This is a genomic window from Streptomyces sp. NPDC001816, from assembly GCF_042892235.1.
Classification (GTDB): domain Bacteria; phylum Actinomycetota; class Actinomycetes; order Streptomycetales; family Streptomycetaceae; genus Streptomyces.
Genome location: NZ_JBIATY010000005.1, coordinates 146183 through 159347 on the forward strand (window position 1 = coordinate 146183; position 13165 = coordinate 159347).

Genomic DNA, 13165 nt, shown 5'->3' on the forward strand with positions numbered 1-13165 from the left:
CTCGGCGACGTGTGGGCACCCTCCGGTCTCTAGCCCGGCCCCGTCCCCGCGCCCAGTGCCGCTCCCAGCCCCGACCGGTCGGTTCCGAGCTTCCGGTACACCGCCGAGAGGAGGTGTACGACGCTCTGCTCGTCGGTGTGGAGTTCCACGGCGGTCTCCGCCTCGGTGCAGCCCTGGACCGTGAGGGTGGCGGCGACGCGTTCGCGGCTGGTGAGGGTGTCGGTCTCGGTGCTGTGGAGGCGGCGTGGGCGCAGGCCGGCGGCGGCGAGTTCGGCGCGGGCTGTGTCCACGAGGCCGTCGGCGCCGCACTGGACGGCCGTGTCGAGGCCCCGGTACAGGTGCTCGGCGGCCTCCCTGGGGCGGCCGGCGTGGCGCAGTTCGGTGCCCAGGGCGACCAGCGCGCAGGCCAGCTCGTACGCGGCCGGGGAGCGCTCCAGATGGGCGACGGACTCTTCCAGGTATTTGACGCGCGCTGAGCCCGAGGACACCTCCGCCAGCGTCCGCAGGGCCTGTCCGATCGCGGAGGGGGCGCCGAACTGGCGGGCACGGTCCACCGCTTCGAGGGCGGTGGTCAGGGCTCGTTCGGGGGCGTCGTGGCTCTGGGCGCGGGCCAGGTGGAGCTGCCAGGGGCACCAGGCGGGGTTGCGGATGCCCCGCGGGTCGAGGCGGCGCCCGGCGGCGGACAGCTCGGCCGCCGCGTCCTTGGTGAGGCCGCGGACGAGGAGCAGTTCGCCGTACACCGTCTGGGCGTCGGGGAAGACGACGGCGGCCGGGAAGGGCTGCCCGAAGCAGAAGTCGTCGGCGGTCTGTGCCGCCTCCGCGACGCGGCCCCGGGCCAGCAGGACCTCGATCAGGATGCCGACGGCGTACCAGTGGGCGGGCGTGCCGGGGCCGACGCGTTCGGCGAGCCTGAGGCCCGCGCGGACGAAGTCCTCGGCCTCGGCGAGCCGCCCGCGCCGGTAGCGGACGTAGGCGAGGAGGGTGTACGCGAACGAGAGGTGGGCGCCGCGCCAGCCATGGTGCTCGTAGTCGGCGATCCCGGCGGCGAACAGCTCCTCGGTGCGGCCCGGCCGGTCGGCGTACATGAAGGCGAGCGCGACCAGGACCGGCACCTCGAAGCCACGGTCGGGCTCGGTCCAGCCGAGGCCGCCGGCCAGGGCGCGTTCGGCGTGCTGGAGGGCGACGTGGGCGGGTTCGCCGCGCTGGACGGCGTCCCAGGTGCGCAGCCCGATGATGTAGCGCTCGGTGAGGTCGCGGCCCTTGAGGCGGCTTGCGAGCCTGGCCAGGCGGCGGGAGCGGGAGGGGTGGTCGGGTTCGTCGGCGCGGAAGGCGTCCCACATGAACTGCTCGGAGACCATGCGCAGCCTGACCCGCGCGTCCCCGGTCAGCCGGATCTCGCGGGCCAGGGTGTCGGAGGCCTCGGCGAGGCGGTCGCTGTGGGCGAGGACCTGGGAGAGGCGGTAGACGATGTGGTGCCGCAGCTCGGGGTCGGTGATGGGCTCTTCGAGGGCGGCGCGCAGGTGGTTGACGGTGGTGGCGGGTTCGGTGAGCAGGGAGGCGGACCCCAGTTCGTACAGGACGGCGGCCCGGTCCTTGGGCGGCGGCGGCTCGAGCAGGGCGCGGGCGAGGTAGCTGCAGGCGGCTTCGGGGGCGCCGGCCCGGAGGGTCTCACCGGCGGCGGCGCGCAGTTGCTGCACGACCCAGGTGTCGCCCTCGGGGTGGGTCTCCAGGAGGTGGCGGGCGGCGGCGGAGGGTCCCTGTCCGTCGTTGATCACGCACCAGGCGGCCTGTCCGTGCAGGGCGACGCGCACGCCGGACGGGATGGCGCGGTAGACGGCGGTGGCGATCAGGGGGTGGACGAATTCGAGCGTCTCGACACCCGTCAGGATGCGCGCGCCGCGCAGCGCGTCGGCGGCGTCGGCGGCCTCCTCGTGGCCGAGTCCGGCGACGGCGGCGCCGAGCCGGGGATGGATCTCGGTACCGAGGACGGCGCAGGCCCAGGCGAAACGGACGGTGGAGGTGCCGAGGCGTTCGAGCCGGGCGATCAGGCCGGTGCCCTTGACGGCGGCGGCGAGGTCGCGCAGCAGAGGGGCCCATGCCTCGGTGGGGATGAGTCCGCGATCGTGCACCTTGGCGGTCAGCTCGACGGTCTCGAAGGGGTTGCCGGCGGTGACGACCCAGCACTCGCGGCAGAACGCGTCGTCGGCGTGCGTGCCGAGGACCTCCCGGACCAGCTCGGCGACGGCGGCCGCGCTGAGCGGCTCCAGGTCGAGGGGGCGTCCGCCCGCGCGGCCGGGGAGTCCGCGGAACGACTCGGCGTGGTCGGGAAGTTCGTCGGGCCGGTAGGCAACGACGACCAGCAGCCCTAGTTCCTCGGCGCGGGGCGCGAACGCGGCCAGCCAGCGCAGGGATTCGGGGTCGGCCCAGTGGGCGTCGTCGAGGACGAGGACCATCGGGGCGCGGCGTACGGCGAGGTGGGTGAGGACCCAGTCCAGACCGTCGCGCAGGCCCTGCTGGTCGGGCGGGGCGCCCTCGGTGGGTGCGCACAGGCCGAGGGCGGGGCCGACGATGTCGTACCAACTGCCCAGCGAGGACCGCAGTTCGCCCTCCGGCACTCCGGCGAGCTGCGGCTGGAGCAGCTGGCGGGCCACGTGGAAGGCGACGCGCTGTTCCTGGTCGCCGCCACGGGCGGACAGCACGGTGCAGCCGAGGGCGGTGGCCCGGCGGCGGACTTCGGCGAGGAGGGTGGTCTTGCCGATGCCCGCGCGGCCGGCGAACGCGAGCAGCGCGCCGCGTGGGCGCTGCGCCGCCTCCGCGCCGTCCGCGCGCAGGCCGGTGAGCCCGTCCAACGCCTCTTCCACAGCGGCGAGTTCACTCTCCCGCTCGAAGAGCGTCTTACGGCTGCGCACCATCCGTTGTCCCATCACACACCCCCCCGACGGCGTCGGCCCCGCGCGGGGAGCGGGCGCACACCGTGACCGTCAGGCACCTCAGCGTACGCCTCGCGGGGCCCGTTCGAGCCGGTCTGGCGGGCCTGGCTCGGGCCGGTCCAGGCGGGCTTGCGCTCACATCGGTTCCGGTGGTACCACCGCGATCGGGCTCCCCGCGTGCAGCAGGACCGCCTGGGTGACCGAGCCCATCATCCGGGCGGGCGCCAGCAGGCGTCGCCGGTGGCGGCCGACGACGACCAGGTCGGCGTCCTTCGAGGCGGCGACGAGGTGGCCGGCCGCGTCACCGGGCAGGGCCGCGACGTCGGCGCGGACGTCCGGGTGGCGCTCCCGGTGCGGAGCGAGGAAGCCCTCGGCGAGGGTCCGGGTCTCGCTCTCGACGGCGGCCTGGTCGATCGGGGGCGGCACCAGCTGGCCGGGCGCGGACCAGGTCTGCACCGGCCACGGGTACGCGGCGATCACCTCGACGCGCGCCCCGCGCAGGGCGGCCTCGGCGAAGGCGAGGCCGAGGGTGTCCTCGTCGGGGCTGTCGACGTGCAGGCCGACGACCACCCGGGGCCCGGGCTCGGCCGGGTCCTCCCCATAGACCTCCCGGTCGGGCCGGGGTACGACGACCACCGGGCACTCGGCGTCGCGCGCGGCGGCCAGGCTGTTGGAGCCGAGCAGCAGGCTGGCGAAGCCGCCGCGGCCCCGTGAGCCGAGGACCAACAGCTGGGCGTCCACCCCGAGTTCGGGCAGCACCGCGCCCGGTACGCCCTCCAGCGCGACGTACTCCACGGTCTGTGCGTCGGCGCGGTCCCGCAGCAGTGCGCGGACCTCGTCGAGCACCGGGTCGCCCTGCGTGTCGGGTGGCCCGGCGACCAGGACGTCGGCCTGCCCCCAGGCGGCGTACTGCCGTACGTGCACCACCCGCAGCGGCGCCGCGCGACGGTGGGCGGCGTCCACGGCCCACTCCAGCGCCCGCCGGCTGTCCTCGGAGCCGTCCACCGCGGCGATGACCGGCGCACTGCTCATCTTCCCTCACCTCCGGAACGCGACCTTCCCCTTGCCGGGGCCAGCCTCGCTCAGGCATCGGCCCCGACAGGGTGCCGTGGATCGCGTGTCCGGAAATCCGCGCCGAACACTCCCCGGTTCGGCTCGCGGCACGGGGTCACTCAGGTCAGGTCGAACTCGCCTTCCCGTGCCCCGGAGACGAAGGCGCCCCATTCGGCGGGGGTGAAGATCAGGGAAGGGCTTTCCGGGCGTTCGCCGTTGCGCATGGCGATGAATCCCTCGACAAAGGCGATCTGGACATCGCCCAGCCCTCGGCTGCTGGACCGCCACTCGGCCCTGCTGAGGTCCAGCTCCGGCTTGTCCCAGCCCACGAGCGGCTGCTGCTGGGTGGTGGTCTCGGCCACGTCCGTGCTCCTCCCGGTTCGTCGTCCGCGGTCAGCCTAGCGACCGCTTCCCACGGCGGACAGGCCGTGTCGGAAGGACCTTTCAGGAGTCGGGGGGCTCGGATCCGACGAGCCACATGGAGAAGAACTGCGAACCGCCGCCGTAGGCGTGCCCGAGCACCTTCCGGGCGCGGTCCACCTGGTGTTCTCCGGCCTGGCCGCGCACCTGGAGGGCGGCTTCGGCGAAGCGGATCATGCCGGAGGCGCCGATCGGGTTGGTGGAGAGCACCCCGCCCGACATGTTGACGGGCAGGTCCCCGTCCAGCTCGGTCACCCCGGCCTCGGTGAGCTTCCAGCCGCCGCCCTCCTCGGCGAAGCCCAGGTTCTCCAGCCACATGGGCTCGTACCAGGAGAACGGCACGTACATCTCGACGGCGTCGATGTCCCGGCGCGGGTCGGCGATGCCGGCCTGACGGTAGACGTCGGCGGCGCAGTCCTTGCCGGCCTGTGGGGAGACGAAGTCCTTGCCCGCGAAGAGGGTCGGCTCGCTGCGCATGGCGCCGCCGAGCATCCAGGCGGGCGGCCGGGGTGCACGGGCGGCCCCGGCGCGGTCGGTGAGGACCATGGCACAGGCGCCGTCGGAGGACGGGCAGGTCTCCGAGTAGCGGATCGGGTCCCACAGCATGGGTGAGGCCTGGACCTTCTCCAGGGTGATGTCGTGCTCGTGGAGGTGGGCGTACGGGTTCTTCAGGGCGTTGCGCCGGTCCTTGTAGGCGACGAGGGAGCCGACGGTGTCGGGGGCGCCGCTGCGCCGCATGTAGGCGCGCACGTGCGGGGCGAAGAAGCCGCCCGCCCCGGCGAGCAGGGGTTGCTGGAAGGGGATGGGCAGGGACAGGCCCCACATGGCGTTGGATTCGGACTGTTTTTCGAAGGCGAGGGTGAGCACGGTGCCGTGGACGCGGGCCGCCACCAGGTTGGCGGCCACGAGGGCGGTGGATCCGCCGACCGAGCCGGCGGTGTGCACCCGCAGCATGGGCTTGCCGACCGCGCCGAGGGCGTCGGCGAGGTACAGCTCGGGCATCATGACGCCCTCGAAGAAGTCGGGCGCCTTGCCGATGACGACGGCGTCGATGTCGGCCCAGGTCAACTCGGCGTCCTGGAGAGCCCGTCCGGCCGCCTCGCGGACGAGTCCGGCGATCGACACGTCCCGGCGGGCGGCCACGTGCTTGGTCTGGCCGACTCCTACGACGGCCACGGGCTCCTTGCTCATCGTGGATCCCCTTCGAGTACGGCGACCAGGTTCTGCTGCAGGCAGGGGCCGGAGGTGGCGTGGGCGAGGGCGCGCTCGGACTCGCCGCGGTGGATGCGGGCGGCGGCCTCGCCGATGCGGATCAGTCCGGCGGCCATGACCGGGTTGGCGGCGAGTGCGCCCCCGGAGGGATTGACGCGGACGCTCTCGTCGAGCCGGAGCGCCTTGCGCAGCACGACCTCCTGGGCGGTGAACGGCGCGTGCAACTCGGCCGTGTCGACGGTGGGGGCACCTCCCATGCCGTTGAGGCTATGGGGGAGTTCGAAGGCGCCGGCCTTTTCGGCGGCCAGTCGTGCGGAGGGCGAGTCGGTGAGGTCGCGCACGCCGAGCGAGTGTGCCTCGATGCGGTGGTCGATGCCCCGGATCCAGGCGGGCCGTTCGCACAGCTCGCGGGCCCGCTCCCCCGCCGCGAGGATCACGGCGGCTGCGCCGTCGCCGACGGGCGGGCAGTCCCCGGTGCGCAGGGGGCGTACGACGTAGTCGCCCTGTGGGATCGAACCCCTCAGCTGTGCGTGGGAGTTGGCGGTGGCGGACGCGCGGCTCCGCGTCCCGATCGCGGCGAGGGCGGGCTCGTCCGTGTCCCCCGCGTCGATGAGCGCCTGTGCCTGGAGGGCGGCCAGCGCGACCGGGTCCGGCCAGAGGGGTGCCACGTAGTACGGGTCCAACTGGCGAGTCAGGACGTCTCGTACGGATCCGGGAGAGGACTTGCCGTAGGAGTACACCAGGGCGGTGTCGGCGTCTCCCGTCATCAGCTTGGTCCATGCCTCGTACAGCGCCCAGGCGCCGTCCATCTCGACGTGCGACTCGGAGAGGGGCGGCCAGGCGCCGACGCCGTCGAGGGCGAGGGTGAAGGAGAAGGCCCGGCCGGCCAGGTAGTCGCTGGAGCCGGAGCAGGTGAAGCCGATGTCGGCGGTCTTGAGTCCGGTCTGTGCCAGCACCTGGTGCAGCACCGGCATGAGCATCTCGACCTCGGAGGACTCCTCGGTGGAGCGCCGGTGGTCGGTCTGGGCGAAGGCGACGACCGCGATCTCCCGTGTCACAGCAGCTCCTTGTAGGTGTCGTAGTCGGCGTCGGGTTCGCCGGTCGGGCGGTAGTGATCGGGGTAGCGCGCGCCAGGCGTCCACACGGGCTCTACCCTCAGGCCCATGCGCACCTCGTCGTACGGGATCCCGCCGATGCGGGCGTGCAGGGCCAGGTCGGCACCGTCGAGGGCGATGTGCGCGTAGACGTACGGCACCTCGATGTCGAGATTCGCCGTATGAGCAGCCTTGATGTTGACGATGCAGAAGGTGGTGACCGTGCCGCGGGGACCCACCTCGACCTGTTCCGATGTGGCCAGGCCACATGTGGGGCACGCACCCCTCGGCGGGATGTACACCTTGCGGCAGGAGGAGCAGCGCTCGCCGACGGACCGCTGTTCGGAGAGGGCCCTGATGTAGTCGGTCTGGGCGCGGCCGGGAGAGTAGGTGTAGTCGAGGCGGGCGTGGGCGACGATCCCGGTGAGCGGGTTCTCGAACTCGCCGGAGTGGCCGCCCGGTCGGTCCGGTTCGCCGTCGTACGGTTCGAAGCAGGCGATGTCGGTGATGGCGCCGGTGCGTTCCCCGGCCCAGCGGATCCGCACCCGCATGCCGGTGTGCACGGCGTCGGGTCCGGGGGCGTCCAGGGCGTGAAGCAGGGCGGTGTCGGCGCCGTCGAGCCGGACCAGGACCCAGGCGAAGGGCGTGGTGAGGGGCTGGCCCCGGCGGGGTTCGTGGTTCCAGGCCCAGGTGGTGACCGTGCCGGTGGCGGCGACCTCCACCAGGTCGCTGATCTCCTCGGCGGTGACGGGGTCGTACTCGACGGGCGGGACGAGCGTGCGCCCGTCGGTGGTCTTCACCCCGAGGACGACGCGTTCGCGCAGTCCGGTGAGGAAGGCGCTCTGGACGGGGCCGAGAGAGCGGGTGAAGGGGAACTCGACCACGAGCGGGGCTTTGAGGACTTCGGGCATCGGGGCTTGCCTCCTTGGGAAGGTCGGCGAGGTCGCGCCCGGTAGGGGCGCGGGGCTGTGTCGATGTGCGGCTCCGCCGCGATGGGGGTCCCCCCGCTCGAGCGAAGTCGGGAGTGGGGGAGCGACCAGCCACACACGGCCCGCAGTGTCCAAACCGGCCTGAGCCAGCGCAGCGCTACGCGCGCCTGTAGACGGGGGGCCGCTTCTCCGCGAAGGCTCTGGCGCCCTCCTTGGCGTCGGCGGTGTCGAAGACCGGCCAGCCACGGGCGAGTTCGGCGGCGAGTCCGTCGGTCTCGGTCAGCTCGGCGGTCTCGTACACCGAGGCCTTGACGGCCTCCACGGCAAGCGGTCCGCAGGCGTTGATCTGCTCGGCGATCTCCAGCGCCCTGGCGAGCGCGGTGCCGTCGGGGACGACATGCCCGATCAGCCCGATGGCGGCCGCCTCCTGCGCGCTGTACGGCCGTCCGGTGAGCAGCATCTCCAGGGCGTGGGTGCGCGGGATCTGGCGCTGCAGCCGGACGGTCGAGCCGCCGATCGGGAACAGGCCGCGCCGGACCTCGAACAGACCGAAGGTCGCGGACGCGCCCGCGACCCGGATGTCGGTGCCCTGGAGGATCTCGGTGCCGCCGGCCACGCAGTACCCCTCGACGGCGGCGATCACCGGTTTGCGGGGGCGGTGGTGGCGCAGCATGGCCTTCCAGTGCAGGTCGGGATCGGCCTTGAGCCGGTCGCGGTAGTGCTGTCCCGCCATGCCGTCCCCGGCCAGTGCCTTGAGGTCCATGCCGGCGCAGAAGGTGCCCCCGGTCCCGGTGAGCACGATCGAGCGGATCGTGTCGTCCTCGTCGGCCTCGACCCAGCCGTCGTACAGGCCGACGAGCATGGGAAGCGAGAGCGCGTTCTTCGCTTCGGGCCTGTTGAGCGTGAGCACCAGTGTGGCGCCTTCGCGCTGCACGGCGAGGTGTTCCGTCCCACCCATTGCCCATCTCCCCTCGGTTGGAACGAGAACAGGTTGCAGTAGGCGGGGAGGCACTTCAAGGGAACTTCGCGGGTTTTCTGACAGACAGTCAGATTTCTTGACGCGAGCCCTTCACAGTTGCAGCGCCCTTTGCTCTGATGACCGGCGAACCGGTGGATCGCCAGGCCGTCGGAGGTCAGGAGGAGCGGTGGAGTACAACCTTGCCGATCTGTTCGAGTCGGTCGTCGACGTGGTACCGGACCGCGAGGCTCTCGTGTACCTCGACCATCCCGGCACCGGCGCGGAACGCCGCCTGACGTACGCGGAGCTGGACGCGGCCGCCAACCGCATCGCCCACCACCTGATCGACAGCGGGATACGCCCCGGGGAGCATCTGGGCCTCCACCTCTACAACGGCGTCGAGTACCTGCAGACGGTCCTGGCCTGCATGAAGGCCCGGGTCGTCCCGGTCAACGTCAACTACCGCTATGTCGAGGAGGAGTTGGTCTACCTCTACCGGGACGCGGATCTGGTCGCACTGGCCTTCGACGGGGAGTTCGGCGACCGGGTGGCGGCGGCGCTGCCGCGTGCGCCGAAGCTGCGGCACCTGCTGCGGGTGGGCGATTCGTCTTCGCCGGTGCCCGGCGCCGTCCCGTTCGCCGAGGCGGAGGCGTCCGGATCGCCCGAGCGGGACTTTCCCGTCAGGTCGGGCGACGACCAGTTCATCATCTACACCGGCGGCACGACCGGCATGCCCAAAGGGGTGATGTGGCGTCAGGAGGACCTGTTCTTCGCGGGGCTGGGTGGCGGGGCGCCGACAGGTGAGCCGGTGAAGAGCCCAAAGGAGCTGGCCGAGCGGGTCGCCGCGGGCGGGTCGGGGATCACCTTCTTCCCCACTCCCCCGCTGATGCACGGCACGTCCACCCTCACGGCGTTCATCGGCTTCAACTTCGGCCAACGGGTCGTCCTGCACCGCAAGTTCGTGCCGGAGGAGGTGCTGCGGACCATCGAGAGGGAGAAGGTCACCAGTGTCTCGCTGGTCGGCGACGCCATGCTCCGGCCGCTGATCGACGCGCTCGGCGGGCCGCTGAAGGGCACGGACTGCTCGGCGCTGTTCAGCGTGTCCTCGTCGGGCGCGATCATGTCGGAGACCGTGCGCCGGCAGTTCCGGGAACTGGTCCCGAACGCGCTGCTGCTGAACAACTTCGGCTCCTCCGAGTCCGGCTTCAACGGTACGGCGACGGAGGACTCGGGACCCGAGCGGGGTTTCCGCATCCGGGTCAACTCCCGCACACAGGTGGTGGATCCGGCGACACATGAGCCGGTCGCCGTCGGCGAGATCGGCCGGGTCGCGCAGTGCGGCCATGTGCCGCTCGGCTACTACAACGACCCACGCAAAACCGACGAGACGTTCTTCGAGAAGGACGGGAAGCGCTGGGTGCTGCTCGGCGACATGGCGACGGTGGACGAGGAGGGCGTGGTCACCGTCCTCGGCCGGGGCTCGCAGTGCATCAACACCGGGGGCGAGAAGGTGTACCCGGAGGAGGTCGAGCAGGCCCTCAAGGCCCATCCGGACGTGTACGACGCGCTGGTCGCCGGGGTGCCGGACGCCACGTGGGGCAACCATGTGGCGGCCGTGGTGCAACTGCGCGAGGGAGCCCGGCGCCCCTCGCTGACCGACATCCAGGACCACTGCCGCACCCGGCTGGCCGGCTACAAGATCCCGCGCCAGCTGGTGATCACGGACTCCATCCAGCGGTCGCCGAGCGGCAAGGCGGACTACCGGTGGGCGCGGGAGGTGGCGGTGGCCGCGGACCGCTAGGGCGGGGTGTCCACCGCTGCCGTGCAGGCGGGGCCGCGTACTGTGTGCGCCACGGTTGAACGGACGGTGACGGTCGGCCGTACGGGTGATGACGGCGTCGGCCTCCTGGTTCCGGCCCGTCGCAGCCGGGACCGGGCCACGCACGGAAGGACCTTCGGGTGTCGCACCTCATGCCTCGTCAACTGCCGGATCCCGGAGCGGAGTCGGACACCGATGACGAGGGGAGCGGGCAGGACACCCTGCGGGACTCCCCAGCGGGCGCCCGCCCCGGCTGGTTCGGCTGGCGCCTGCGCCACCCACGGGTCGCGCGGGGCGTGAGCGTGGGGACGACGGTCCTCGCGGCCGTCCTCGTGCTGGGCGCGCTGCTGTTGCCGAACCGGCTCGACGGACTCACCTTCATCACGTTCCTGCGCATCCCCGCGGAGGGGATCCTGCTGGCCGGTCTGCTCCTGGTGCTGCCGCACCGGGGTCGACGGGTCGCGGCGGTGGTCACGGGCCTGCTGCTCGGTCTGCTGACCATCCTCAAGTGCGTCGACATGGGCTTCTACTCGGTGCTGGTGCGGCCGTTCAACCTGGTGATGGACTGGGGCCTGCTGGGCGACGCGGCGGACTTCCTGCGGGAGTCGCTCGGCCGGACCGGCCAGCTGCTCGCCGTCACCGGCGCTCTGCTCCTCGCCGTCGCGGTTCTCGTCCTGACCACGCTCGCCACGGTCCGGCTGACCGGCCTGATGGTCCGGCACCGCCAAGTGGCCACCCGCAGCACCCTGGTGCTGGGCACCGCGTGGATCACCTGTGTCACGCTCAGCCTGCAGATCGGTGACGTGCCGATCGCCTCCAAGATCAACGCCGTCATCGTGGACAACAGGGTCGAGCAGGTGCGCGCGGGCCTCGCGGACGCCCGGGTCTTCCGCGAGGAGGCCGCCGTCGACGCCTTCGCCGGCACACCGCGCGACCGGTTGCTGACCGGCCTGCGCGGCAAGGACGTCCTGTTCACCTTCATCGAGAGCTACGGCCGTACGGCGATCGAGGACCCGGCGATGGCGCCGCGGATCGGTTCCGTGCTGAAGGAGGGCACGGCCTCCCTGAAGGCGGCGGGATTCGAGGCCCGCAGCGGCTGGCTCCGCTCCCCGGTGACGGGCGCGGGCAGCTGGCTGTGCCACACGACCTTCCTGTCCGGCCTGTGGGTCAAGAACCAGCAGCGGTACCGGACCGTCACGGCCAGCGACCGGATGACCCTCACCAAGTACTTCCGCGAGACCGGTTCCTGGCGCACGGTCGGCGTCGTACCGGGGGTGCGGTACGCCTGGCCGGAGGGCAGGTTCTTCGGCCTGGACCACATCTACGACTCCACGCACCTCGGCTACCACGGCCCCTACTTCAGCTGGACGCCCGTGCCGGACCAGTTCAGCCTGGAGGCCTTCAACCGGCTGGAGTTCGGCAAGAAGGACCGGGGGCCGCTGATGGCGGAGATCATCCTCGCCTCCAGCCACAACCCCTGGGCGCCGGTCGCCCACATGATCGACTGGAAGGACCTCGGCGACGGCTCGGTCTTCCACCGCATCAAGAAGGAGGGCAAGGACCCGAAGGAAGTCTGGAAGAACGCCGAGAGCGTGCGCACCGAGTACCGGAACGCCATCGAGTACTCGCTGCACAGCCTCGTCGAGTTCATGCAGCGCTACGGCGACAAGAACACGGTCCTGGTCTTCCTGGGCGACCACCAGCCGGTGCCGACCGTCACCGCGGGCAGCCCCCGCAAGGACGTGCCCGTCACCATCGTCGCCCACGACCCGAAGGTGCTGGACCGTGTCTCCGGCTGGGGGTGGACGCAGGGCCTGAAGCCGGCGGCGGACGCCCCGATCTGGCCGATGAACAAGTTCCGCGACCGGTTCATGCGGGCGTACGGCCCGCAGCAGGGCTGACCGTGTCCGCGTCGAGGAAGGCGAGGGTGCGGCGGACGAAGTGCTCCGGGTCGTCCAGCCACGGGTAGTGGCCGGCGCCGGGCTGGACGGTGACCTCGGCGTTCGGGAAGGCCTCGGCGGTGCGGCGGGCGAGGTCGGGGCGGGGGCCGCCGTCGGCTCCGCCCGCGTACACCAGAACCGGGGCGGTCAGGGCGGCGAGCGCGGCCCGGGTGGCGTCCGGGGTGAAGGCTCCCTCGCCGAAGTACCGGTCGCCCGCCTCGTCGTTGGTCTGCTCGTCCGCGGCAGCGTCATGCGCGCGGGCGGCGTCGTCCCAGCGGCCGTAGAAGAAGGGCATGAAGACCTCGTCGAAGTCACCCTCCCCCGTCAGCCACGCCTCGAACGCGGGAAACGCCTCCGCGAACCACGGCTCGTCGGCCCGCAGCCGGGCGGCGGCCAGCCGGTCCTCGGGCGACGGCGGCATCCCGAGGGCCGAGGGATTCGGGGTGATCAGCAGGAGCCGGCGTATCCGGTGGGGGTAACGGGCCGCGTAGAGCATTGCGAGACTACCGGCCGCCGAGTGAGCCAGCAGATCCATGTGCTCCAGCCCCATGTGGGCCCGCCACACTTCGACGTCGTCCACCAGCCGGTCACAGCGGTACGTCGCCGGGTCGCCCGGCACCCCGGAATCCCCGGTACCCCGCAGATCGAGCAGCGCCAGCCGCCGGTGCGCGGCAAGCCCGCCCAGGTCCCCGAGATAGACGGAGGCGCGCATGGGCCCGCCGGGCAGGACAGCGAGGGGCTCGCCTTCGCCCCTGAGGTGGTAGGAGAGCTGGGTCCCGTCGGCTGCACTGAAGGTCTGCATGCCGGTGA

The 13165-nt window shown here is 72.2% G+C and carries 10 protein-coding genes; 2 read left to right on the forward strand and 8 right to left on the reverse strand.

Annotated features, from left to right (window positions below):
• Nucleotides 1-29 precede the first annotated feature (29 nt).
• The 7 genes from ACFYZZ_RS19440 to ACFYZZ_RS19470 form a co-directional block, all read right to left on the reverse strand.
• Entirely contained in the window at nucleotides 30-2924 is a 2895-nt protein-coding gene (locus tag ACFYZZ_RS19440) for an ATP-binding protein (RefSeq protein ID WP_389177125.1), read from the reverse strand.
• A gap of 141 nt (nucleotides 2925-3065) precedes the next feature.
• A complete protein-coding gene (locus ACFYZZ_RS19445) occupies nucleotides 3066-3962 on the reverse strand; it encodes a universal stress protein (RefSeq protein ID WP_389177127.1) in 897 nt (298 codons plus the stop codon).
• A gap of 140 nt (nucleotides 3963-4102) precedes the next feature.
• A complete protein-coding gene (locus tag ACFYZZ_RS19450) occupies nucleotides 4103-4345 on the reverse strand; it encodes a DUF397 domain-containing protein (protein WP_386578545.1) in 243 nt (80 codons plus the stop codon).
• Between the two features lie 82 nt (nucleotides 4346-4427).
• Nucleotides 4428-5594, reverse strand: coding sequence for a thiolase domain-containing protein (locus tag ACFYZZ_RS19455; RefSeq protein ID WP_389177130.1), 1167 nt, complete (start codon nucleotides 5592-5594; stop codon nucleotides 4428-4430).
• Nucleotides 5591-6673 carry a thiolase domain-containing protein gene (locus ACFYZZ_RS19460; protein ID WP_389177133.1) on the reverse strand — a complete coding sequence of 361 codons (1083 nt, stop codon included), beginning with the start codon at nucleotides 6671-6673 and terminating at the stop codon, nucleotides 5591-5593. Before ACFYZZ_RS19460 ends, ACFYZZ_RS19455 begins: the two co-directional genes overlap by 4 nt.
• Nucleotides 6670-7620 (reverse strand): Zn-ribbon domain-containing OB-fold protein, encoded by a 951-nt coding sequence (locus ACFYZZ_RS19465; RefSeq protein ID WP_389177136.1) that lies wholly within the window; start codon nucleotides 7618-7620, stop codon nucleotides 6670-6672. Before ACFYZZ_RS19465 ends, ACFYZZ_RS19460 begins: the two co-directional genes overlap by 4 nt.
• A 175-nt stretch (nucleotides 7621-7795) precedes the next feature.
• A complete protein-coding gene (locus ACFYZZ_RS19470; RefSeq protein WP_389177139.1) occupies nucleotides 7796-8596 on the reverse strand; it encodes a crotonase/enoyl-CoA hydratase family protein in 801 nt (266 codons plus the stop codon).
• Between the two features lie 187 nt (nucleotides 8597-8783).
• On the opposite strand from ACFYZZ_RS19470, the gene ACFYZZ_RS19475 reads away from it, so the two are divergent.
• The gene (locus ACFYZZ_RS19475) at nucleotides 8784-10397 is read left to right on the forward strand and encodes an acyl-CoA synthetase (RefSeq protein WP_389177142.1); all 1614 of its coding nucleotides are present in this window, start codon (nucleotides 8784-8786) and stop codon (nucleotides 10395-10397) included.
• Nucleotides 10398-10567: 170 nt separating this feature from the next.
• Entirely contained in the window at nucleotides 10568-12316 is a 1749-nt protein-coding gene (locus tag ACFYZZ_RS19480) for a sulfatase (RefSeq protein ID WP_389177145.1), read from the forward strand.
• Here the strand turns inward: ACFYZZ_RS19480 and ACFYZZ_RS19485 are convergent.
• Nucleotides 12285-13157 (reverse strand): alpha/beta fold hydrolase, encoded by an 873-nt coding sequence (locus tag ACFYZZ_RS19485; RefSeq protein ID WP_389177148.1) that lies wholly within the window; start codon nucleotides 13155-13157, stop codon nucleotides 12285-12287. The genes ACFYZZ_RS19480 and ACFYZZ_RS19485 overlap by 32 nt on opposite strands.
• Between the last annotated feature and the right edge of the window lie 8 nt (nucleotides 13158-13165).